The sequence below is a fragment of the Shewanella sp. SM68 genome (assembly GCF_025653925.1).
Classification (GTDB): domain Bacteria; phylum Pseudomonadota; class Gammaproteobacteria; order Enterobacterales; family Shewanellaceae; genus Shewanella; species Shewanella oncorhynchi.
The window spans coordinates 33,062-56,711 of record NZ_JAKKRU010000008.1 but is presented as its reverse complement, the minus strand read 5'-3'; the positions used below and the strand labels follow the sequence as shown (position 1 = coordinate 56,711).

The 23,650-nt window shown below is 46.5% G+C and carries 16 protein-coding genes, 1 pseudogene and 1 riboswitch; of the genes and pseudogenes, 5 read left to right on the top strand and 12 right to left on the bottom strand.

The window, feature by feature from the left end; genetic code table 11:
• Positions 1-225 precede the first annotated feature (225 nt).
• The 3 genes from L5M40_RS13795 (at position 226) to L5M40_RS13785 (ending at position 3,841) form a co-directional block, all read left to right on the top strand.
• Positions 226-975 (top strand): electron transfer flavoprotein subunit beta/FixA family protein, encoded by a 750-nt coding sequence (locus tag L5M40_RS13795; protein ID WP_263176953.1) that lies wholly within the window; start codon positions 226-228, stop codon positions 973-975.
• Complete coding sequence (locus L5M40_RS13790) at positions 975-1,901, top strand: electron transfer flavoprotein subunit alpha/FixB family protein (protein ID WP_131523133.1); 927 nt, start codon at positions 975-977, stop codon at positions 1,899-1,901. Before L5M40_RS13795 ends, L5M40_RS13790 begins: the two co-directional genes overlap by 1 nt.
• A 95-nt stretch (positions 1,902-1,996) precedes the next feature.
• A riboswitch (Lysine riboswitch) is annotated at positions 1,997-2,193 on the top strand.
• Between the two features lie 79 nt (positions 2,194-2,272).
• Positions 2,273-3,841, top strand: a complete 1,569-nt coding sequence (locus tag L5M40_RS13785; protein WP_263163498.1) for a Na+/H+ antiporter NhaC family protein — start codon at positions 2,273-2,275, stop codon at positions 3,839-3,841.
• A 144-nt stretch (positions 3,842-3,985) separates the two neighbouring features.
• On the opposite strand, the gene L5M40_RS13780 is transcribed toward L5M40_RS13785, so the two are convergent.
• Entirely contained in the window at positions 3,986-6,136 is a 2,151-nt protein-coding gene (locus tag L5M40_RS13780; RefSeq protein WP_263166619.1) for a M3 family metallopeptidase, read from the bottom strand.
• Positions 6,137-6,340: 204 nt separating this feature from the next.
• A pseudogene (locus tag L5M40_RS13775) lies at positions 6,341-8,438 on the bottom strand (multiheme c-type cytochrome).
• Positions 8,439-8,979: 541 nt separating this feature from the next.
• Here L5M40_RS13775 and L5M40_RS13770 point away from each other — a divergent pair.
• Positions 8,980-9,576 carry a thymidine kinase gene (locus L5M40_RS13770; RefSeq protein ID WP_263163494.1) on the top strand — a complete coding sequence of 199 codons (597 nt, stop codon included), beginning with the start codon at positions 8,980-8,982 and terminating at the stop codon, positions 9,574-9,576.
• A 369-nt stretch (positions 9,577-9,945) separates the two neighbouring features.
• Entirely contained in the window at positions 9,946-13,023 is a 3,078-nt protein-coding gene (locus L5M40_RS13765; protein ID WP_263256769.1) for a transglycosylase domain-containing protein, read from the top strand.
• A 154-nt stretch (positions 13,024-13,177) separates the two neighbouring features.
• Here the strand turns inward: L5M40_RS13765 and L5M40_RS13760 are convergent, their stop codons facing one another.
• The 10 genes from L5M40_RS13760 to L5M40_RS13715 form a co-directional block, all read right to left on the bottom strand.
• On the bottom strand, positions 13,178-14,389 hold the full coding sequence (locus tag L5M40_RS13760) for a PQQ-dependent sugar dehydrogenase (protein WP_263148766.1): 1,212 nt from the start codon (positions 14,387-14,389) through the stop codon (positions 13,178-13,180).
• Between the two features lie 170 nt (positions 14,390-14,559).
• Entirely contained in the window at positions 14,560-15,318 is a 759-nt protein-coding gene (locus L5M40_RS13755) for a sulfite exporter TauE/SafE family protein (protein WP_263176951.1), read from the bottom strand.
• Positions 15,319-15,509: 191 nt separating this feature from the next.
• Positions 15,510-15,827, bottom strand: a complete 318-nt coding sequence (locus tag L5M40_RS13750) for a cytoplasmic protein (protein WP_263176950.1) — start codon at positions 15,825-15,827, stop codon at positions 15,510-15,512.
• A 38-nt stretch (positions 15,828-15,865) separates the two neighbouring features.
• The gene (locus tag L5M40_RS13745) at positions 15,866-16,468 is read right to left on the bottom strand and encodes a DJ-1/PfpI family protein (protein WP_113940987.1); all 603 of its coding nucleotides are present in this window, start codon (positions 16,466-16,468) and stop codon (positions 15,866-15,868) included.
• A 136-nt stretch (positions 16,469-16,604) separates the two neighbouring features.
• On the bottom strand, positions 16,605-17,627 hold the full coding sequence (locus tag L5M40_RS13740; RefSeq protein WP_263163489.1) for a hypothetical protein: 1,023 nt from the start codon (positions 17,625-17,627) through the stop codon (positions 16,605-16,607).
• Positions 17,628-18,199: 572 nt separating this feature from the next.
• The gene (locus L5M40_RS13735; RefSeq protein ID WP_006082325.1) at positions 18,200-18,856 is read right to left on the bottom strand and encodes a 3-oxoacid CoA-transferase subunit B; all 657 of its coding nucleotides are present in this window, start codon (positions 18,854-18,856) and stop codon (positions 18,200-18,202) included.
• A gap of 127 nt (positions 18,857-18,983) precedes the next feature.
• Entirely contained in the window at positions 18,984-19,688 is a 705-nt protein-coding gene (locus L5M40_RS13730; protein WP_105252046.1) for a CoA transferase subunit A, read from the bottom strand.
• Positions 19,689-19,775: 87 nt separating this feature from the next.
• Positions 19,776-20,699, bottom strand: coding sequence for a hydroxymethylglutaryl-CoA lyase (locus L5M40_RS13725; RefSeq protein WP_263176949.1), 924 nt, complete (start codon positions 20,697-20,699; stop codon positions 19,776-19,778).
• A 1-nt stretch (position 20,700) separates the two neighbouring features.
• Complete coding sequence (locus L5M40_RS13720; RefSeq protein ID WP_263176948.1) at positions 20,701-22,764, bottom strand: acetyl/propionyl/methylcrotonyl-CoA carboxylase subunit alpha; 2,064 nt, start codon at positions 22,762-22,764, stop codon at positions 20,701-20,703.
• A complete protein-coding gene (locus L5M40_RS13715; protein ID WP_263176947.1) occupies positions 22,764-23,645 on the bottom strand; it encodes an enoyl-CoA hydratase-related protein in 882 nt (293 codons plus the stop codon). The genes L5M40_RS13720 and L5M40_RS13715 overlap by 1 nt, the downstream gene beginning before the upstream one ends.
• Positions 23,646-23,650: the final 5 nt, after the last annotated feature.

Genomic DNA, 23,650 nt, shown 5'->3' with positions numbered 1-23,650 from the left:
TAAAATTATGCGTTTTAAGGAAATTAAATATTATTTATTTTTTGAACTTTTCTTATTCCCTCAAATAAGTGTCCAAAAAAGTGGCCGTTGCAGCGGATTAAAAAATACAAACAGGCGTTTGACTTTGGTTGACGTTAACGTTAACAGGACGTAAAGTTGCTCTATCCTGCATTGGTATTAACCAATGTTTTGTCCATGTACATGAAAGTGTAGGAAGGAAACCCTATGAAAGTATTGGTGCCCGTTAAGCGCGTTGTTGATGCCAATGTGAAGGTCAGGGTCAAAGCTGACAATACAAGTGTTGACACTGCAAACCTAAAAATGGCGTTGAACCCTTTTTGTGAAATCGCAGTAGAAGAAGCGGTTCGTTTAAAAGAAGCGGGTAGCGCTACTGAAGTGGTTGTTGTCAGTATTGGTAATAAAGCCGTGCAAGAACAACTGCGTACCGCGCTTGCATTAGGCGCAGATCGTGCAATTCATATCGATACTGAAGAAGAGCTCGTGCCAGTGTCTATCGCCAAATTGCTCAAAGCGGTACAAGACAAAGAACAAGCAGAGCTGGTGATTTTTGGTAAGCAATCCATCGATGGTGATAATAACCAAACTGGCCAAATGTTTGCCGCGTTAATGGATATGCCACAGGCGACCTTTGCTTCAGAAATCAAATTAGAAGCGAATACATTACAAGTCACCCGTGAAATTGACGGCGGCATGCAAACTCTCAAGCTGCCTTTACCTGCTGTCGTGACCGCTGATCTACGTTTGAACGAACCCCGTTACGCTTCACTACCTAACATAATGAAAGCCAAGCGTAAGCCATTAGAAGTATTTACTGTGGCAGACTTAGGCGTGACGTTAAAGAGTCACCAAACGATTGTGAAGGTCACTCCGCCAGCTGAACGTAAAGCGGGCATCATGGTAGAGTCGGTAGCTGAGCTAGTTGAAAAGTTAAAAAATGAAGCGAAGGTGATCTAATGGCCATTTTAGTATTAGCTGAACATGATAATGCTGCACTGAAACTCGATACGGCAAAAATTGTTACCGCCGCCCGTGCCATAGGCGATGAAGTACATGTCTTAGTTGCGGGTCACCAATGTGGCGCGGTTGTCCAAGCGGCGCAGGCACTACAAGGTGTTAGCCAAGTACTCGTTGCTGATGCCAGCGTGTATGAAGCGCATTTAGCGGAAAATTTTGCCAAATTGCTGGTGGACTTAGCGCCAAACTATGGTCACATTCTGGCCTCGGCTTCAAGTTTAGGTAAGGATACGCTTCCGCGCGTTGCAGCATTATTAGATGTCGCGCAAATCTCAGAAGTTATTACCGTCGTCAATGCCGATACCTTTGTGCGCCCTGTGTATGCGGGTAACGCCTTAGCGACAGTGCAAAGCCATGATGCCATTAAAGTGATAACAGTGCGCGCCAGTGCGTTTGACGCTGCGCCAGAAGGTAACAGTGCGGCTGTGACGACACTTGATAAAGTGTTTGAAGCGAGAACTCAGTTTGTTTCTCAATCGCTGACAGTTTCTGCCCGTCCAGAGTTAGGCAATGCTGGCATTATCGTATCTGGCGGCCGAGGCATGGGCAGTGGTGAAAACTTCGGTATGTTAGAGCAACTTGCTGACAAGCTCGGTGCAGCCGTTGGCGCATCACGCGCTGCAGTTGACGCAGGTTTTGTGCCTAACGATTTACAAGTGGGTCAAACCGGTAAAATCGTTGCGCCAAACTTGTATATTGCCGTCGGTATTTCTGGCGCGATTCAACATTTAGCCGGCATGAAAGACGCTAAAGTCATCGTTGCAATCAACAAAGATCCTGAAGCGCCGATTTTTCAAGTTGCCGATTATGGACTCGTTGCAGATCTGTTTGAGGCGGTTCCTGAGCTGATTACAAGTCTCAGTTGATTTTATCTGTGATCTAGGTCACATTAAGTGGCTTTGCGGTAGCATCTGCTAAGCCGCTTATGTTTTTATGTGCCTCACGCCCGTGCAAGGGCGTTCTTAGAAGTAGAGGCGCGCCAAATATTAGTAGTGATCAGTAGGGTGATTCCGTTGATCGATTGCGAAAGGATTTGGTGCCGAAGTGGTTCGATTTATCACGATCAACTGCTGGGGTTGTACCTAATAGGTGCAGCACTGCCATAGTATTTTCCGATATGGATATTGGGAATAGTTACTATGGAGCGCTACTGATAGGACAGGTGACCTTGGGTATCTATTGCCTTTTCCCACCAGTTCAGTCGCCCTCCATTCGTATTTAACGAAGATAATAATCAATGACTGTTATGAATTATGCCGATTCGGCACTTTCCTTGTTGCCGCCTGCGGTGGCTATCGTGTTGGCGATCTTGACTCGCCGTGTACTGCTTTCTTTGGGGTTAGGTATTTTAATTGGTGCTTTATTGCTCAATCAATTTTCACCTTTAGCAACGGGTGAGTTTGTATTTAATGGCGTTAAAGGGCTTTTTTGGACTGATAAAGGTCTAAATTCGTGGAACTTATATATTCTCGGTTTCTTAATTGTACTGGGAATGATCACAGCGTTAATTACCGTAAGTGGCAGCGCGCGGGCTTTTGCCGATTGGGCTCGTTTACATATACGTAATAAACGTGACGCTAAACTATTGACCATGTTTTTAGGTTGCGTAGTTTTTATTGATGATTATTTCAATAGTTTAGTTGTTGGTTCGGTCGCTCGACCTGTTACTGATCGTTATTATGTTTCCCGCGCTAAGTTAGCTTATTTATTAGATTCTACTGCGGCGCCTGTGTGCGTTATTTCTCCAGTTTCGAGCTGGGGTGCTTATATTATCGCACTCATTGGCGGGATATTAACTGCCCATGGTTTTGCTGATACGGGTCATTTGAGTATTTTTATTCAAATGATTCCAATGAACTTTTACGCAATCTTCTCCTTGTTATTATTACTTTTTGTTGTCTTTATGGGATTAGATGTTGGGCCAATGCGTGAGCATGAGCTCAATGCCCAACGTGGTAATTTATACGATGAGTCTAAAGGATTACCGCCTGGGGCGAACGCGGATTTACCTGAAGCCGAAACCGGTAAGATTTTAGGTCTATTTCTGCCGATTACCGTGTTGGTATTTGCAACCCTCTATTTTATGATTAACAGTGGCGCTCAAGTACTCGCGGCGGAAGGGATTGAATTTAATATTATTTCTGCTTTTGAGAAAACCGATGTCAGTTCATCACTTTTCTTTGGTGCATTAATTGGTCTAGCGGTTTCGCTGATATTGAATTTAGTGCAAGGCGTTGAGAAATTGATGATAGTCAAAGGTATAGTGCAGGGCGCTCGCTCTATGCTGCCGGCGATTTACATCCTGTTATTTGCTTGGACAATCGCAGGGGTGATTGGTCAACTCGAAACCGGTAAGTTTATGGCGAGTTTAGCAACAGGAAATATTCCGTTCGCGTTTTTACCCGCCTTAATGTTTGTGCTAGCAGGTATTACTGCGTTCTCAACCGGTACTAGCTGGGGTACGTTCGGGATCATGTTGCCGATTGCTGCTGATATGGCTATGGGAAGTCACACAGGCATGATGTTGCCTATGCTTGCCTCTGTGCTGGCGGGGGCTGTATTTGGCGATCACTGTTCACCAATTTCCGACACGACTATCTTGTCGTCTACGGGCGCCAGTTGCCACCACATTGACCATGTGGTGACTCAGCTACCTTATGCACTTATTGCGGCGTTTATTAGCTTAGTGGGTTATGTGGCACTTGGATTTACCGAGTCTGTTGTCGCGGGTTTAGTGGCTTGTAGTGTGGCATTTGTGATCAGTATTATCGTACTTAAAATCAAATCTAAAGGCACAATTAGCTAGACGTTAATTGAAACCTTTCACTGCAAACGTTCACGACAAATAAGTCAAAATAAATCAGCCAGCATTATGCTGGCTGATTTTTTTGGTTAAGGCTGAGTTTGTTTTTATCTCTAGTCTATAGCATCAAGGCTATCAACTCTTAGCTTAGCGTGCTTGATCTAGACCGCGGCGTTTAAGTAAGCCTTCCGTGGTTGGCTCTTGTCCGCGGAAGTTTTTGTAGGCGTCCATTGGCGCTATGCTATTACCCACTTCACGGATCGTTTTGCGGTACTTCATGCCGATTTCACGATTGAGCCCGCCTTGGGTTTGTACATAGGCAAACGCATCCGCCGCTAAAATCTCACTCCACATATAAGCGTAATAACTTGCCGAGTAACCGCCGGGGAAGGCGTGGGCAAAATAGGTCGACTTATAACGCGGAGGTACGGCACTGATGTTTAAGCCGTGCTTTTTCAGGGCATTGGCTTCAAAGGTTGGTACATCTTGCAGCGGCGTCTCTGGGCTTAATGAATGCCATTCCATGTCTACTAATGCGGCGGCCATGTATTCCAGAGTGTCAAAGCCTTGGTTGAAGCTGCCAGATTTCAGCAGTTTTTGCAGCAGTTCATCGGGAATGGGTTTGCCTGTTTCATAGTGTTTCGCGTAGTTCGCTAACACTTTTGGATGGGCGGCCCAATCTTCTTCAAACGTCGATGGAAATTCGACAAAGTCGCGTGAAACCGAGGTACCCGCCAGACTTGGATAAGTCACTTTAGAGAACATGCCGTGGGTGCCGTGACCCATTTCATGGAACATAGTGGTGACTTCGTTATAGCTGACGAATGTGGGTTGACCTTCGGGCGCTTTCTTTATGTTCATCACGTTGACGACCACAGGTTTAGTGCCTTCGAGGAAGGATTGACCGACGAACGAACTCATCCAAGCGCCACCACGTTTACCTTCACGGGCAAAATAGTCGGCGTAGAAAATGGCCATGCTTGAGCCATCGGCATCAAACATTTCGTAGGCTTTTACATCGGGATGGTAAACCGGTAAATCTGGGCGTGGTTTTAAGGTGACGCCATAGAGTTCTTTGAGTGTGTAGAATACGCCGTCTTCGAGCACGCGGTTAAATTCGAAGTATGGGCGAATGCTATTGGCATCGAGAGCGTATTTTTCTTGGCGGACTTTTTCTGCGTAAAACTCCCAGTCCCACGGTGCCAGTTCAAATTTCCCACCGGTTTTAGTGATCATCGCTTGAATGTCGGCCGCTTCTTTCTCTGTGTTAGCAACTACCGCAGGCACCATTGAACCAAACATGCTGTAAACCGCTTCGGGTGTTTTGGCCATTTGCGGTGCTAATCGATAACTTGCCCAGTTTTCATAGCCTAATAGTGTTGCGCGCTCGGCTCTGAGTTTCGCTAAACGAGATACGAGTGACGCAGTTTCGTTTTCACCAGTTAAGCCACGGTTCGCTGAGGCTTCCCAAATACGCTGGCGTAGCTCACGGTTTTCCAGTGATGCCAACACAGGTTGGCGAGTGGTGTTGGTGATGTTAATCAGATACTTGCCATCGTGACCTGCCGCTTTGGCATCGTTCGCGGCTGAAGCTATTTCACCGTCGGTTAATCCAGCAAGTTCACTTTTTGAATCCACCACAACGGCGATTTCTTTGGTTAAGCGTAATAAACGCTGAGAGAACTCATTCGTTAGTGTTGATTGTTCTTCATTTAACGCGCGGATTTTAACTTTTTGTTCATCGGTAAGTTTAGCGCCAGCCATGATAAAGCGTTGGTGATACACCTCAACCAAACGCACGGCTTCTGGGGTTAACCCTAAGTTGGTGCGGTCGTTATAGATGGCTTCGATACGGGCAAATAGCGCTGGGTTTAAGTTGATATTATCTGAGTGGGCCGCCATTTTTGGCGCCATTTCGCCTTGGATTTTACGCAGTTCTGGATTGCTGTTTGACCCTGCTAAATTATAAAACACGCTTGATGCACGGTTGAGTAGGGCGCCGCTTTTCTCCATAGCCACAATCGTATTATCGAAGGTTGCTGCTGCCGGATTATTGGCTATTGCGAGAATTTCTTGGTACTGCTCTGCCATGCCTTGCTCTAGGGCTGGCGCGAAGTGCTCATTCTTGATGAGGCTAAAATCAGGGGCTTGATACTGCAGGTTACTGGCTTGGAACAGCGGGTTTTGGGTTTGTACCGAGATAACGTTAGGTGCTTTAGTTTCTGTGCTGCTGCAACCTGCCATGAATCCGGCGGTGAGAGTGGCGCCGATGGCGATGGCAATAAAACTTTTACGCATAATTGAGTGACTTCCTTTGAATTGTTGTTTTTTTAGGACTGTAACGTTAGTAACTTAAATAGGACTGAAAATGGCTTGTTATCGGGTAATGTCTAAGTAAAAAAGGAGCCTCGCATTAGCGAGACTCCTTTGGCTATTTCCTTGCAGGGAAAATAGGTACCGCTTTTTACTTACTTCTTAATCACGCGATGATGAGATGATTAATTAGCGAGTAAACTTGTGGTATTTATCAATACCAGAACTTCTACCTGTGTCATGACATACTGCACAGGATTCAGAGGTCGGTTGTTTAAACCAGTCAGCAACCTTTGGTATGCTGATTTCACCACCGTTGCTTGCCATATGCGCCTTAGCTGAATCGCTAGTGTGGCAGGCATAACAGTTAGCGGTGACTGGGCTTGTCATTTTGCTACCTGGCTCAGCGATGTATTGATTTGGCACTTTGCTTAAATCAATCGCTTTTTCATGACAGGCAACGCAGCTAGTAGAGGCTTCAATCGCGCCTGCACCGTTAGCGGTTTGCGCTTGAGTTCCATCAGCTTTAACTTCACCGACTTTAGCGCCATTACCCCAGTGCCAGCTGTGCACCATAGGACCAAAACCTGCGCCTAAGGCTGCTGAAGTACGTTCCATGCCGTTGTCATGGCAGGCGATACAAGCTTTACCACCTTCATCGAAGGCACCATTTTTGTGGAACGCAGTGGCATCGTTGTGACAAGTAGTACAGCTGTTAGTACTCGCTATCTCACGACGTTCGAAGCCAGAGACCTTTTGAGTGGTGACAGGGTTAACGACATCTGAGTAAGCCGTAAAGGATATGCCCATAGAACCATCATAACCTGTCGCTCTTAGGCTGCCATTACTTTGGTAGCGTTGCTTGCCATCATATTCCATCCAACCAGCGGTACTGAATGTCACGCGGGCAGAATAAACATAGTTAGCATTCACTGCGCTGATATCTGTCAGTAAATGACAGATATTTTTAGTGCCGTCAGTGTTGTAACCATAGTAGTAGTTAGTACGGTTACCTGGGCGACCCACTAAGCTGCCATTTTCATAGGAATGTAAATAAGCGCCCGCATAAACTACGGGTTTCTTAGCGTCATATACTAGCGGGCTAGAATAGTTAAAGTTGTCTTTAATGCTAAAGACGTTACCATCGGTGTCTTTCACTGTCAGTGTTGTACACCAGCCTGGGGCGGTTACTGCTGCCGCAGCACCTGTCGGCGCATAGTGGTCTGTCTTGGTAGAAATATCATCTACTTTAACAGGTGTTGATAGACTTAATTTATACTTAGCGCGAATCGCTTGGCGTTCGGTTATACCCGCTTTGCTTTCGTGCATAATGCGCAGATCCGCACCATTACTTGGGATAATAGCCCCTGGTACGCCACCACTGTCATGGCAATCAATACAACCTGGTCCAGCTACGTTGATGTTTTTAGGTGCTTCAACGTGACAAGATGTACAGTTTTGTACTGAAAAGTCTTTAGTAAAATCTTGGTGATTGATATGACCAATTTTAGATAGGGTGTTTGTCATAGCCACCCGTAGAGAAACCTTCAGCATTGACAACTGCACGGCTAACTGAACCGTGACACACTAAACAGCCTTCCACGAAGGTGACTTCGCTGTCCATGCCAGTAGCGACATAGCTTGCATGACGACGAGGGCTTGTTGAGTAGTCGATATGGCAAGAGTAACAACTATCAGTTGTGGTTGAATGGGTGCCTTCAGGTTTGTTAACGACCAGAGGTTTAGAGGTCGCAATACCATTATTACCACCGACACGTAACCAAACAATACCTTCAGTGCTTGGATTAACCCCTTTCATTGGTACTTTAAATTGGTAATGACCATCAGCTAAAGCGGTCAATTCAGCGCCGACGGTTGCTTGAGTTGCTTCACCGCCAATATGGACGTTATCTGCAACACCATTTTTATCAGCTTCGGTGCGGTTAGTGATGAAGCCTTTATCTGTTAGTGCAGCCACTTTGGCTTGAGCATTTAACAGTCCGTTGATTAGGTTATTGTTTTCATCTGTAATTTCAAATTCGTAAGTGATACTGCCTTCGCCAAAGCTATAGTTGATCACTTTGACGTTAGTCATAGTAGAACTGGTGACAGGGGGCGGTGTTCCAGGCTCACCGGGTGTTCCAGGTTCACCGGGTGTTCCAGGGATACCGGGCGTTCCTGGTGCTCCATCTACACCATCTTTACCATCATCGCCACAGCCAACAAGGGCGCCAGTTAGTGCTAAGGCAACTAAATATGCCAGTTTTCTAGAGGTGAAAATTCTCATCATAATCTCCATTTGATCCAATATGCGAATAAAGGACGGAGTGGAGCACTAAAGTTTGCAGGGTAGATTAGTGCTTTGACCGTTGGTCTCAATTTGCAAGCTATCGAATACTTTTCTTTTTTTAATTGAGCACGTTTTGTCTCGAATGAAATATTACTGTTAACGCTATGTTTATTTTTTGAGCGCAAGCCCATTTATACCTATTACTTTGGAGGTAGATCACACTTTTTAAATTTAACTTTTACTAATTTTTCCTTATGAAACAACATTTAAGTTTCAGTTAAGCTTTCATTAACAATTGAACGGCATCGGGACGTTTTTTATGTTTTTTGCAGGGAAGAGTATTAAATGAAGTGGACTAGAAATATTTCAGGAGGCGATTGGGGATTAAAATGATTGATAAGTTGGTGTCATTGCAGAATTTCATGATAAAAGCTTAGCGGCTGCTAGTGTTCTGATGTGAAGCGCAATGTTAGACTAGCGCTCAATTTGGCTCTGGTAGCAGACGCGTAAGCGCTAACGTTTTTAAAGGGTATAAGTCTTGGCTCAATTGTATTTTTATTATTCGTCTATGAACGCGGGTAAATCCACTTCCCTATTACAGTCATCCTATAACTACCGTGAACGCGGTATGAATACTTTGGTCATGACAGCTTCCATAGATGACAGGTATGGCAAAGGTAAAGTGGCCTCGCGTATTGGCATTGAAACCGAAGCACAGGTATTTAGTAGCCAAGATGATTTAACTCAAATGATTAGCGATGTGCATCAAGCTACGCCATTAAGTTGTGTGCTGGTGGATGAGTGTCAGTTTTTGAGTAAAGAACAGGTTAAGCAACTGACGCATGTGGTCGATAATATTGATATTCCTGTACTCTGTTATGGCCTAAGAACGGACTTTCAAGGCGAACTTTTTAGCGGCAGTCATTATTTATTAGCTTGGGCCGATAAATTAGTTGAGTTGAAGACTATTTGTCATTGTGGCCGTAAGGCTAACATGGTGGTGCGTCTTGATGGTGAAGGCAAGGTGATGCGCGAGGGTGAGCAAGTGGCGATTGGCGGTAATGAAAGTTACGAGTCTGTCTGTCGCAAGCATTTTCGTGAATTTATCTGGGATGCGCATGAATATGTGGGATGAGGCTTCGTTAATCACGTGTGATTATTGAGCGACTCATTCTTTTTATGCGACTTAAATTAGCTCGTTTTGTTTTTAAGTCATACTGTCTGTTGCCTTAATCGCTGAAAATACCTTGATATCAACAAATTAATATTTGGCAAAATGTACTATCAGCTTAACATTAGTATTGATTAGTGGCGGTTGTGGGTCACAGGCACCCTTCTTTACAGTGAAGTTAGGTTTGATAAAGTGTGGAACATAATGGGTACTAAGACTAATTAATAGAGCCGGATAATGGCTAGATGAGTTTGATATCTTGCTTTACTGAGTGGCAACGGATTTGCTGAGTTGCATGAAAGATGAATATTTTAGTGTTTTTTTGGAGCTGTTTTGCCTAATTCCACATCAGAGATGAAGTTCGAAAATTATCGTCCTCGTCCACCACAACCTGAGCCTAAAGCTAAGGTTAAGCCGCCGCGTAAAGCCAGATCAAAGGGCAGGGTCTGGTTCTTATTTTTTATTCTGATTTGCTGCGCTGCATTGCTGATTGGACTTGAGGTTAAAACTTCGTTTTACCAAGCAAAATTCATCAATCAATATGCTAAGACGCTCACCTATGAATTAGAAAGCTCACCGAGCCAAGCGGTTATTTATCCTAGTTATGGTCCTTTTGATGAGCGCCATGGCTACAGTAAGTTACCTCAGTATATTGATAGGTTATTGCAACGGAATTTTCAGGTAACGCAACAAGTGGCGTTTTCGCCAGCGTTGCAGGAATACGCTCAACTTGGATTTTTTCCGCCTTACCATGAAAAGGCTCAATCTGGGTTGACGCTGCTCGATTGCCGCAATACTGATTTATACGAATTTGCCTATCCTAAACGGGTTTATCAGGACGACGATAAGATCCCCAATGAAATCGTTAATACTTTACTGTTTATTGAAAACCGCGAGTTATGGACGACGGAAGAGAAACTCAATCCTGTGATCGACTGGCCACGTTTTGTGGTGGCAGGCATGAGCCAAATTGCTGAAATGGTTGGTATGAATGTCTCTACCGCGGGTGGCAGTACACTTGCGACTCAGATTGAGAAATTCCGCCATTCTTCCCAAGGTTTAACCTTGAGTATTAAAGATAAGTTACTGCAAATTGGCTCGGCCAGTGTGCGCGTGTACCAACAAGGTGAAAACACTGAACCTGCTCGTAAGCGCATCGTTCAAGATTACCTGAATACCGTTCCATTATCTTCGGCGCCAAATCATGGTGAAGTTCATGGTATTGGTGATGGACTGTGGGCGTGGTTTGGTACCGATTTCGATACTGCAAACAAGCTGTTAGCATCGCCGCAGATCAAAGGTAATGCCACCAAGCGCGGACAAGTATTCCGACAAGTGGTTGCCTTGATGATCGCCCAACGTCGTCCGTCTTACTATCTATTGCAAGGTCATGAAGATCTTGAAAACTTAGTCGATAGCCATATCCGTTTACTCGGCCAGTATTATTTGATTGATCGTGGCCTACGTGATGCTGCACTCGCGCAGAAATTGCAGTTTAAGGTCGCCAAGCCGCAGCGTAATACCCAATCTGGCGCAGATAAGGGCGTGAACACAGTGCGGATTCGTACCGCGGGCATGTTAAATGTGGGGCTGTACGATTTAGACAGGCTCGATTTGACGGTCAATAGTAGCTTACACAGTGACTTACAGCAGAAAGTCAGTCACTACTTACGCAGTCTGGCGCAAGTGCCTACCGCGGAGAAAGTGGGTCTGCTTGGCGAACGGTTACTCGACCCAAGCCAACTGCAAAACGTACTGTATAGCTTTACGCTTTATGAGCGCACTGAGACCGCCAACCGAGTTAGAGTGCAGACGGATAGTACCGATCAGCCTTTTGATATTAACGAAGGCAGTAAGTTGGAATTGGGCTCAACCGCTAAATTGCGGGTGATGGCGACCTACTTAGAAATCATTGCCGAGATCCACGACAAGTATTTCAAGAAACATGGGATTGAATTGGAATCCATCATTATCGAACCTAGGGATCATTTAACCCGTTGGGCGATTGATTACTTGATTTTGAATCCCGACAGACGTTTAGACCGCATGTTAGATGCGGCGTTACAGCGAGAATATTCGGCCTCAACCAGTGAACAGTTTTTTACCGGTGGTGGGTTGCATGTGTTTAATAACTTTAAAAAAACAGAAGATTTAAAAACGCCAACACTTTACCAAGCCCTGCAGGATTCGGTTAACTTGCCGTTTGTGCGCCTCATGCGCGATATCGTGAATTACAGCAGTAGTATGCAAAACGAGGGCAATATGGCCCAGTTGCTGCGTAATGATAAAGATCCGCGCCGTGACGAATATCTGCGGGTATTTGCTGATAGAGAAGGTAATACCTTCGTTACTAAGTTTTATCGCAAGTACAAAAAAGTGGCTGCGAATGAGCGTTTCGACATGTTTTTTGACGGTTTGTCCCAGTCGGAGCAGCAGTTGACGGCGGCGTATCGCTATTTACTGCCCGATGAACCTATGGCGGCATTTAAGGCTTTCTTGAAGCAAAGATTGCCGCAGGTAAGCTATACCGATGGTCGTATTAAGAGCTTATATAACAAGTACGGTCCGGATAAATATAATTTGCCAGATCAAGGCTATATCGCACGGGTGCATCCTTTGGAATTGTGGGTGCTGGATTATCTTAATCATAATCCTGATGCCAACTTGAACGATGTTAAGCAGGCGAGTGAAGCACAACGTCAAGAGGTTTACCGTTGGTTGTTTAGGACGCGGCATAAAAACGCTCGTGATGTTCGAGTGCAAGTGATGCTTGAAGTTGAAGCCTTCCTCGACATACATCAACGTTGGGCGCGTTTAGGTTATCCCTTTGATTCTATGGTGCCATCCTTAGGCTCAGCGCTGGGTAGCTCGGGTGACCGACCCGCAGCCTTAGCCGAGCTGATGGGCATTATTCAAAACGACGGCTATCGTTTGCCCACAGTGCGTATCAATCAGCTGCATTTCGCCGCAGATACGCCCTATGAAGTGAGATTACAGAATCAGAACACCCAAGGTGAGCGGGTAATGCGCCATGAAGTAGCACAAGCCTTAAAAGCGGCGCTGGCGAACGTAGTGCAAAACGGCACCGCACGTCGTTTAAAGGGCATTTTTACCGATGAAAAAGGTGGCATGTTAGCCATAGGCGGGAAAACCGGCACCGGTGATAACCGTATTGTGACTCAGATGCAGCAAGGTAAAAAAGTGGCGACTACGGCGATGAACCGCACCGCGACCTTCGTGTTTTATCTAGGTGACAAATACTTCGGTACTTTGACCGCCTTCGTGCCAGGCAGTAAATCCGATGATTTTAGTTTTACCTCGGCGCTGCCATTGCAGGTGATGAAGGGCATGATGCCTATTTTAGCTCCCTATGTACAAACCGAGCAGGGCATGTGTGTGGTGAACGAATAAAGGCATGAATTAATAAGTGCCACGCCAACGACAAAGAGTGTTCCTGATGAACACTTTTTGTCGTTTTAAGGCTTAAATTTTCTATCGATTGAGCTTATTGCTGTGGTTAAGGTGCTTTAGTTAAAGCGCTCTATTTAAAGTGCAGCGATTAAGATTACTGCGGCGATAACTGGTAAATTTTTGATTTAGCTTCATCGGTTACGAGATAAATCAGTCCATCTGGCCCTTGCACGACTGAGCGCAATCTTTGCCCTAATTCAGTTTTCAGTAGCCGCTCTTCTTTAATTATCTTGTCGCCATCAAGCACTAAACGCACCAGTGTTTTTCCCTTTAGGCTGGCGAGTAACAGATTATTTTGCCACTGTGGAAATTTATCACCTGTGTAAAACATAAAGCCCGCCGTGGCAATCGAGGGCACCCATTTGTAGACGGGTTGCTCCATTCCTGTCTTATGAGTGCCTTCGCCAATTTTGCCGCCGCCGTAATTCTCACCATAGGTAATCACAGGCCAGCCATAGTTTTTGCCCGCCTCATCAATATTGAGTTCATCGCCGCCCTGAGGTCCATGCTCGCCAGTCCACAAGACTTTGCTGATGGGATTAATCGCCGCGCCCTGCATATTGCGATGACCAATAGACCAGATCTCGGGTAAGGCGCCAGCCGTATTGGCGAAGGGGTTATCCTTAGGCACTGAGCCATCGGCATGAATACGCACCACTTTGCCTAAATGATTGTCCAATGTTTGGGCGCTATCTTTTTCGCTGTAGCGATCGCCGAGTGTGATAAACAGTGTGCCATCAGGCGCCCACACTAAACGAGATCCAAAATGGTGGCCGCTGTTGATTTTGGGTTGTTGACTAAAAACGCGGGTGAGATTTTCAAGCTTGTTACCATTGAGCGTGGCAAAACTGACCGCTGTGCTATTGAGCTCGCTTGCATCACCTTCAGCGGGTTCTGAATAACTGAAATAGATTTTTTTGCTGCTGGCAAAATCTGGCGCAAGCACGACATCAAGTAAACCACCTTGACCTTTGGCATACATCGGCGGTAAACCCGTTAAGGGTTCACCCACTTTGCCTGCCGTGCTGACAATGCGCATTCTGCCAGCGCGTTCAGTCACGAGCATACTGCCATCGGGTAAGAATGCCATACCCCAGACATTCTCTAACCCTTGGGCTATGGTTTTTACCTGAATATTACCCGTTTCCGTTTTGACGCTAATGGTTGCTGCGCTAGCGGTTTCGGTGTAAATAGCCGGTGAGCATGCAATAAGACACAGGGCAAGATTTAAGGTGCTTAGCTTCAAGGTCTTTGGCATTAATTTACTCAGTCTTAAGGTCCTCAGCTTCAAGGTCATCAGTTTCATCGCTATCCTTAATCACACTGTTCTCCTATAGGATGGATCAGAGTAACAAGTCAGTCACATAAGGGCAATTTATCGGTGAGACCTTGTATCGAAAACTCGCCTGTCCAGCTTTTATGAGTTTAAGCTTCACAAATCAAAAGCCTAACGTATGAAAACTAACGCATGAAAAACTAGCGCATGAAAAAGCCTAAAGCCATCGCTAAACCGACGATCACAATAAAGCCGCGTAGCAAGGGCTGTGAAATACGGTAGGCCAGCGCCGCCCCCACATAACCACCGACAATCGCCATAACGGCAAGCAGCAACAGATATTGCCCATCGATAACATTGCCCGCGGCATAAACCACAACGGCAATGGCGGTGAGCAGGGCTGAAATCAGATTTTTAAGTCCGTTCATCCCATGTAGATTGGTTTGCCCCATCAGGCCAAAACTTGCGAGTAGTATGATGCCTAAGCCACCATTAAAATAACCGCCATAGATACACACAGCCGACAGCATTATCAGTGCCGTCATCGGACTTAACATTGGCGTAGAGGTGTTTTCGCCTTGCTCAGCGATTCTTCGTTTGAGCAACCAAGGGCCAACAATAAAGGCCGCGGTGGCCAGTAGAATTAGCCAAGGGATCAGCTTTGCGAAGACTTGCTCGCTGGTGGTCAGCAAAATACCCGCGCCAATACTCCCGCCAATTAAAGCAATTAAGATCAGATTCTTAAGGCTAAGACTCGCCGGATATTCGATATCCTTTCTAAAACGCCATGCGCTGGCGATATAACCAGGCAGCAGCGCGGCTGTCCCCGTGGCATTCGCCGCAATCGGTGGAACCCCGACAAACACTAGCGCTAAAAGGGTAATAAAACTGCCACCACCGGCAACCGCATTGAGCATGCCGCCTAAAAAGCCAGCGAGTGCAATAATAAGCCAGTCCATAGATACCGCTCCTTTGGGCAATAAGAGAGTTAAACAGAGCGCTAAAAATGTGTCTGTTATTATGAGTCAATCTAAGCACTCACCCTAACAGGATGATTTCGATATTGAAAGTCGCGCAATGATTCGTTACATATCGCCATTCGTGAAGGTGAAGATATAGGATGAGTGAGCAGGCTTTTACTTGCTTAGTGCTAGGGGACTTGATCCCAAATACCAGACATAAAAATAACCGCTGCTATGGCTGCACTTTGCTCGGTAAAAACATCTTCTCCCCAGCAGTTTTGCCCACGTTCTTGGTAGTAAACATGAAAGGTACTGAGCATAGGTGTTTGAATGCAATACCAACCATCGAAGGTATTCTTAGCAAAATGCACCCAATGCTGCGCATCAGCAGTTTGGATTTGCTGAATGAGTAATTCATTTTGCGATAGCAAAGCCACAAGCTCATTCGGGGTGGTTATTTGATGCTCGGCTTTTATAGCCTCGAGAAGATTTTTAAGTTTTATCATGGGATCCTTTTCATTCATCGAGAGTATCTACATCACTTTTAACGAATGGCCGCGGAGATGGAGGATTGGATTAATGCTTCAAAAATATCTGTTTGCCCGGCAGGAATAAGCTGCCTGTGAATTTCGCGGCGTTTCGCACTGTCGAATAAACGCTCCGCAACCCAACCGGTTAAATAGAGTGAGGAAAGGCAGCCACCCGCAGTGGCAATATTGCCATTAATCACGAGGGCGCAGTCTTCTACATCGACGCCCATGGCAACTAGGGCAGGTTTTGCATCGGGGTGAGTCGTTGCTGAAAGATTGTCGAGTAGCCCTAATTTGGCAAAGAAGAATGACCCAGCGCAGATACTGCCAAGCAATTGTCGTGTGGGATCTAATTTAAGGGCGGACATAAACTCAGTATCAGCAAGTGCCGCAGGTACGCCTTTGTAACCACTGCTGAATAATACCACGTCGGCATCAGCGACTTCGGCCACATGACCATCGGTTGCAACCGTCATCCCCAAGCTTGATATGTGGCTAGGTTTGGTCCCGAGTACTTTTACTGTCCAATCGGTTTTTGTACGGCCGAGAATATCGCGCATTAAGAAGAAATCGATATCGGTAAATTCATCAAATATCACAATCGCAATCTGGTACATAAGCTTTCCTCTGGCTTGTATTGTGGATGACTTAAGGCTTGAATACGCTCAACCTTAAGCCTTGGGTCCTCAATATTAATAGAATCATAATTTTATTGGTTATCCATTTTTTATGAAAATTTGGTTAATCAAAATCTTAACCAGCACTAAACGATGGCAGTCGCTTGGCGAAAATAGCATGGGCATCAAAATCTTGGCTTTGCATTCTGGTTAATGTGTTGGTTAACACCTCATCAGCAGCATCTTCAATCCGCTGTATCCCTAACGTTGCAACATAATCACTAAATGATGTGGATACTTGTTCAAACAAAGCTGTGATCTCGCCAAAGGCTGGATGACTGAATTGTGGGTTAGGCAAACCCCTAAGGGATCGCAGTTTCAGCAGCATTAACGCTGTCAATGGTAAATATGTGTGCGGTCCACCATTGAACTCAAAAAAGCACTTTTTATCCCCAATAACTGCTTGTTCTACCTGATGATCACACAGGGTTTGCAGCATAGTGCTGATGAATTCGATATCCTGTGTGTCCCAGTTATCTAAAAATGGCGCATAGGGGAAAGGAGCCGTTTTTCGCAGTGTCACTTGCACTTCCGTGGCAAAAGGCGGCTCAATAACGCCCAAATAGCGCCCATACAGCAGCACCAAAAAATCGCCTATAAAACTGTGGGAGCGAATTATCCAGCCTGAGCGCCAAGCCATTGCGTTGGCATAATACAGCTCGTCGGCCTCAGTCTTAAGCCCTGAAAAAAGCATCAGCACCAGCCTGAATACATGGGTTGTATCCCAACTAGCATTAGTAAAACCACCGGTGTTTTCAACCGCAGTGCAGTATTTGTAATAGTCTATGGCGGTATCAAAATAGCCGTAAGCGAGCGAATGCAGCAGCGGTGCCGCCTCGAGCTTGCCTGATTCAATATACGTAAGTTGTGCCGCAAGATTCCAATGGCATTCAGGTACTGCGAACTCAGATCCAAATAACTCCCACTGGCGAAAATCATCAGGGTAATCAATATATGCTTTTAATCTCTCGAATTTTTCCGCTATCCCAGTATCAATATAACCAGTCAACAAATACTGGTTGTATTCAAACACGTTTTTTGGATAATCGCGCATCAGCTTGCGGCTTCGGCTGCGTTTATTGAGAAACTTATCTAACATTCTGTGTATCCTTTTTACTTAGCTGGCGTCAAGTTTACCGTAACGGCGCTAAATATGACTATCTGTAGCATTTTTGAAGCAAGCATTAAGCGACTCCGTTGTAGCGATGGTGAACACACATTCGCCAGCAAAGAACCTTACTAACATATGGTGTTATCAGTTTAATGCGCGACATTATTCATTATTGAATATGCTGGGATGGGGAGTAAACCGCACTCTTGCGTTGGCGACCATCGGAAAAAGGGACTTTTTCGTTGAGCCCCCAAGGATGGGTTTACGGCGTGTCGCCAGAGCATTAGTGCTGTTTATGGCGATAAGCTCTCAAAAAGTACCTAGACTGCAAAAGCTCACAAAAAACAAGGTTTGTAGTGAACAAGCTGGTGGTGAATTTTACTCATGGTTCCCCGTTTTCGCGGGGATGACAAAAGCAACAAGGCCCAGAATCATTTTCTGGGCCTTGTTGGTATCGTAAAACGTCGGTTAACGCTCAAAACTCTTTAGGCTAAAGCTTTCAAACTAACTTGAGTTTCAACCTTAGCCGCTATACGTTACTTGCGCATTTTAGAGAACGCTTAAAACACCATTTCTGGTACATGCTCTGGCACGATTAATTTGCCGGCGGTTTTGCTGACGATTTCTTCGACGCTGACGCCTGGCGCGCGCTCTAACAAATGAAATGCGCCATCTTTGATTTCGATAAAGGCTAAATCTGTGACGACGCGTTTAATGCAGCCGTAACCGGTTAGTGGCAATTCGCACACGGGTAGCAGCTTAGAATTGCCGTATTTATCGGCGTGCATCATAGTCACGATAATGTTTTCGGCGCCCGCGACTAAATCCATCGCGCCGCCCATGCCTTTGATGAGTTTGCCGGGGATCATCCATGAGGCAATAGAGCCGTTCACATCGACTTCAAAGGCGCCGAGTACGGTTAAATCCACATGGCCGCCACGGATCATGGCAAAGCTTTCGGCTGAAGAGAAAAACGACGCGCCTTTCACGGCGGTAACGGTTTGTTTGCCCGCGTTGATTAAATCAGGATCTATGGTGTCTTCGGTTGGGAATTCGCCCATGCCGAGTAGACCGTTTTCCGATTGCAACATGACTTCCATACCGCTTGGAATATAGTTAGCGACCAGTGTTGGAATGCCGATGCCGAGGTTGACGTAGTAGCCATCTTTTAATTCTTTGGCGACGCGCTGAGCCAGTTGTTCTCTTGATAATGCCATGATATCTATCCTTTCTATTTGGCTTTGACGCTTTGGTCTTTACTCTTAGGTTTTTACCCTTAGTTTTTACTTTAGGGAGCTAAGTGCCAATTGCGTTAACTGTGTTTCAAGGTTTTGCCAGCGCCTTTTATTTCGCGGCTTTTACCGTGCGCTGCTCGATACGTTTCTCGAACGTGCCTTGAATAACGCGGTCAACATAGATGCCCGGCGTGTGGATATGATCTGGATCTAGCTCGCCTGGCTCAACAATAAACTCGGCTTCAACCACAGTGATTTTGCCCGCGGTCGCCATCATAGGGTTAAAGTTGGCGGCGGTTTTACGGAAGACCAAATTACCCATGGTATCGGCTTTCCATGCACGCACTAAGGCAAAATCTGCGGTCAGCGACTCTTCTAACACGTAATGGCGGCCTTTGATTTCGCGGGTTTCTTTACCATCAGCGACTGGCGTGCCGTAGCCTGTAGCGGTGAAAAATGCCGGAATACCTGCGCCACCTGCGCGGATTTTTTCCGCCAGCGTGCCTTGGGGCGTTAAAATCACGTTCAGTTCGCCAGAGAGCATTTGCTGTTCAAAGGTGGCATTTTCACCGACGTAAGAGGCGATCATAGTGGCGATTTGGCGATGTTTTAACAGTAAGCCAAGGCCGAAATCGTCAACGCCAGCGTTGTTTGATATCGCCGTTAAGCCGTTAACGCCCATCTTAACCATTTGATTGATTAAGCCTTCTGGAATGCCGCATAGGCCAAAGCCGCCGACCATAATGGTCATGTCGTCCGATAAGCCTGCTAACGCTTCTTCATAGCTGCTGACGACTTTATTGAGTCCTGCCATTGTGATGTCCTTTTATGCTTTAGAAAACGCGCGGGAAATAACGCGCGTTTTTAATAACGGTTGTTGGTGTCGTTAATGGTTTTTGTTTTATTTTGCTAACAGGGCTGTGGCCACTTTCGAACCGTTTTTACGATTCAACTGCGTGCTGATCGCTTGCCCTGCTAACGCGAGTTTTTGTAAATCGATACCCGTTTCGAATCCCATGCCATGCAGCATATACACTAAGTCTTCGGTGGCAAGATTGCCCGATGCGCCTTTGGCATAGGGGCAACCACCAAGACCCGCAACCGAGGAGTCAAACACCCGCACACCTAAGTCTAAACAGGCCAAAATGTTGGCTAATGCTTGGCCATAGGTGTCGTGAAAGTGTAGCGCCAGTTTTTCGACTGGGACGCGCTCAGTCACTGTTTGCAGCATTCTACGGGCTTTTGGCGGCGTGCCTACACCGATAGTGTCGCCGAGCGATATTTCGTAACAACCCATTTTGTAAAGGATTTCAGACACACGGGCCACTTCACTGACCGCTATCTCACCTTCATAGGGGCAGCCGAGCACGCAAGACACATAACCGCGCACCGGAATATTGTGTTTTTTTGCTAATTCCATCAAAGGGATAAAGCGTTCAATCGACTCTTCTATCGAGCAGTTGATATTGCGCTGACTAAAGCTTTGTGAGGCGGCGCCAAATATTGCCACCTCACTCGCTTTTGCATCCAGTGCCAGTTCAAAGCCTTTGACGTTGGGTGTGAGCGCGCTATACACCACGCCGCTTTGACGCTGTATTTGTTTGAGCACATCGGCAGAATCGGCCATTTGTGGCACCCATTTGGGTGATACAAAACTGCCCGCTTCGATGCGCTTAAGCCCTGCATCAGCCAGTGATTCAATCAAGGCGATTTTAGCTGCCGTCGGCACTGCGACTTCGTTTTGCAGGCCGTCGCGCGCGCCCATCTCGAAAATGCTGACCGTGTCTTTGGCGTTTAGACTTTGGCTCATATTGACGAAAGACATCTTAGGCTTCCTTGGTCGCAGTGGGCTCAGCCTCAATCCCATTTAATGGCGCTAGGTTTAACGGCTCTACGTTAAGCAAGGTTGCGCCATCGGTCACTAGCTCGCCCGCCTTAAAGTAGAACTCAGTGACTATGCCATCAAAGGGGGCTTCGATTGTGTATTCCATCTTCATGGCTTCCATCACCAGCAAACCTTGGCCCGCTTTAACTTGTGTGCCGACATCGACTAAATGGGTTACTACTGTGCCGTTCATCGGTGCTTTTAACTTGTCAGCATTGCTGGCTTGTTCTTCGACCACGAGTGTTTGCACTGCTTTAAAGTGGTAACTGCCAGAGGATAAAAACAGCGTAAAGTCATCACCTTGGGCGCTAACGGGCAATTTACTCTTATGGCCGTTGATTTCGGCGAGCAGTAAATCTTGTTTCAGCTCGCCATTTAGCAACCAATCTTGTCCGTGCAGCGGTAGCTGATACATGCCGTCTAAATCAAGCATCACTAACTGCTGCAATTCATGGGCATCATCGAGCAGGGCAATATTGTGCTGACTGCAACTGTTGAGTCTAAAGCCGCTCACTTGACCCCAAGGAGAGTAAGGATCGGCGCTGTTGATCGCTTGCGCTTTGGCGGCTTCTTTACGGGCAAGCACTTGATACAGCGCGGCAAAGGCAATCGCTGTATCAGCTTCGCTTGAAGCTGTGCCAATCAGGGTATCGCCATAACGGCCAATAAAGTCAGTGCTAAAGTCGGCATTGGCAAACGCTGGGTGTTCGGCAATGTTCGCTAAAAACTCAATGTTGTGCTTAAGACCGCTGATTTGATACGACTCTAAGGCATGCACTAAACGTTGCAGGGCGCGCGGGCGCGATTCATCCCAGACGATAAGCTTGGCAATCATAGGATCGTAGAAGTTACTGATCACATCGTTTTCACGAATGCCCGAATCGATACGCACGTATTTGCTTTGCTCGGGTTCGCGCAAAAAGTTGAGCTTACCGCTGGCAGGTAAAAACTCATTCTGTGGATCTTCGGCATAAATACGCACTTCAAAGGAGTGGCCGTGAATACGTACTTCATCTTGCTTAAGGGGCAGTGGCTGACCACTGGCGACCATCAATTGCCATTTCACTAAATCTTGGCCTGTGACCATCTCAGTCACTGGATGCTCAACCTGCAGACGGGTGTTCATCTCCATAAAATAGAAGCTATTGTCTGTGTCGAGCAGAAACTCTACAGTCCCCGCGCCAACATAATCGATAGCTTTGGCTGCCGCGACGGCTGCTTCACCCATTTGGGCGCGCAGTGCATCGCTTAACCCTGGCGCTGGCGCTTCTTCGACCACTTTTTGGTGGCGACGTTGAATCGAACAATCGCGATCCGATAAATAAATCGCGTTGCCAAAGGTGTCGGCAAACACTTGCACTTCGACGTGGCGCGGCTGGCGTAAATAACGCTCCATCAATAACTTATCGTTACCAAAAGAAGAGGCCGCTTCACGGCGCGCCGAGTTAACGGCTTCCATGATTTCGCCTTCATTCTCGACGATACGCATGCCTTTACCGCCGCCGCCATAAGCCGCTTTAATCAGCATAGGGAAGCCGATTTTCAGTGCCTCCGCTTTTAAGGTCGCATCGGCTTGGTCATCGCCGTGATAACCCGGCACTAAGGGCACATTTGCCGCTGTCATAATGGATTTGGCGGCGCTTTTGCTGCCCATGGCATCGATAGCATCACTGCCTGGGCCAACAAAGGCGATGCCTGCGGCTTCACATTTACGGGCAAAGTCGGCGTTTTCAGATAAGAAACCATAACCTGGATGAATGGCTTGGGCGCCCGCTTTTTTGGCGATGTCGATAATCAAATCGCCCTTTAAATAGGAGTCTGCTGGCGCACTGCCACCTAAATAGAAGGATTCGTCGGCCATGGCTACATGGCGCGCTTCTTTATCGGCATCGGAATATAGAGCAACGGTGCGAACACCCATGGCATGGGCGGTTTTGATGATGCGACAGGCGATTTCACCGCGGTTAGCAATCAATAGTTTGGTAAACATGTGCTTGGTCAACATCAAAGGGCTCCTTGGGTATCACTTGGCTTTTGCATTTGCGTTGGAGAGGGCATTGAGTGCGCTTGTTGCCAGTTAGGCTGACGTTTCTCAAAAAAGGCATTTAAGCCCTCTTGGCCCTCGGTCGATACCCGAATGCGGGCGATACGCTCGCTAGTGTAATCAATGGTTTTTTGGTCTATCACGCCGTCTTCAAGATGCGACAGCAGTGTTTTGACCCATGCCATGCCTTGTGGGCTATTGGCTAGCAGAGCATCAATCATCGGCTTTGCGGCGGCGTCTAAGTCATCGCTGATCTGATGAATGACGTTAAGTTTTAATGCGGTTTCTGCACTAAAACGCTCGGCGGTCAGCATGTAGCGGCGAGATGCACGATTACCCATAGCGCGGGCAACATAAGGGCTAATTACTGCTGGAATTAATCCGAGTTTCACTTCGCTCAAGCAAAAGCTGGCGCGCGTCGTGGCGATAGCGATATCGCAGGCGCAAATCAGCCCCAGTGCGCCGCCAAAGGCTGCACCTTGCACTAGTGCAATGGTGGGCTTAGGAAAGGTATCTAAATCCTGCATCAGTTTTGCTAAGGCTTTGGCATCATTTAGATTTTGCTCAAAGTCCATTTTGGCTTGCTTGCGCATCCAATTGAGATCGGCGCCGGCGCTGAAGTTTTTGCCGTTCGCTTTGAGTACCAGCACTTGGCATTGTTTGTGCTCAGCAAAATAGCTAAGGACGCTAATCATCTCGCTAATCATCACTTCATCGAAGGCGTTGTGCACATCGCTGCGGTCAAGGATAAGCTCGGCAACGCCGTTATTGAGCGCATGGCTCACGTGCTGTAAGTTGCTTAAATCCTTTTTGCCGCTAGCGCTGTTTAATGTGTCTGTCATTATTC

Bases quoted from the DNA above. Each gene is read 5' to 3' on its own strand.
- L5M40_RS13795 (WP_263176953.1), top strand. From the start codon at position 226: ATGAAAGTATTGGTGCCCGTTAAGCGCGTTGTTGATGCCAATGTGAAG.
- L5M40_RS13790 (WP_131523133.1), top strand. From the start codon at position 975: ATGGCCATTTTAGTATTAGCTGAACATGATAATGCTGCACTGAAACTC.
- L5M40_RS13785 (WP_263163498.1), top strand. From the start codon at position 2,273: ATGACTGTTATGAATTATGCCGATTCGGCACTTTCCTTGTTGCCGCCT.
- L5M40_RS13780 (WP_263166619.1), bottom strand. From the start codon at position 6,136: ATGCGTAAAAGTTTTATTGCCATCGCCATCGGCGCCACTCTCACCGCC.
- L5M40_RS13760 (WP_263148766.1), bottom strand. From the start codon at position 14,389: ATGAAACTGATGACCTTGAAGCTGAGGACCTTAAGACTGAGTAAATTA.
- L5M40_RS13755 (WP_263176951.1), bottom strand. From the start codon at position 15,318: ATGGACTGGCTTATTATTGCACTCGCTGGCTTTTTAGGCGGCATGCTC.
- L5M40_RS13750 (WP_263176950.1), bottom strand. From the start codon at position 15,827: ATGATAAAACTTAAAAATCTTCTCGAGGCTATAAAAGCCGAGCATCAA.
- L5M40_RS13745 (WP_113940987.1), bottom strand. From the start codon at position 16,468: ATGTACCAGATTGCGATTGTGATATTTGATGAATTTACCGATATCGAT.
- L5M40_RS13740 (WP_263163489.1), bottom strand. From the start codon at position 17,627: ATGTTAGATAAGTTTCTCAATAAACGCAGCCGAAGCCGCAAGCTGATG.
- L5M40_RS13735 (WP_006082325.1), bottom strand. From the start codon at position 18,856: ATGGCATTATCAAGAGAACAACTGGCTCAGCGCGTCGCCAAAGAATTA.
- L5M40_RS13730 (WP_105252046.1), bottom strand. From the start codon at position 19,688: ATGGCAGGACTCAATAAAGTCGTCAGCAGCTATGAAGAAGCGTTAGCA.
- L5M40_RS13725 (WP_263176949.1), bottom strand. From the start codon at position 20,699: ATGTCTTTCGTCAATATGAGCCAAAGTCTAAACGCCAAAGACACGGTC.
- L5M40_RS13720 (WP_263176948.1), bottom strand. From the start codon at position 22,764: ATGTTGACCAAGCACATGTTTACCAAACTATTGATTGCTAACCGCGGT.
- L5M40_RS13715 (WP_263176947.1), bottom strand. From the start codon at position 23,645: ATGACAGACACATTAAACAGCGCTAGCGGCAAAAAGGATTTAAGCAAC.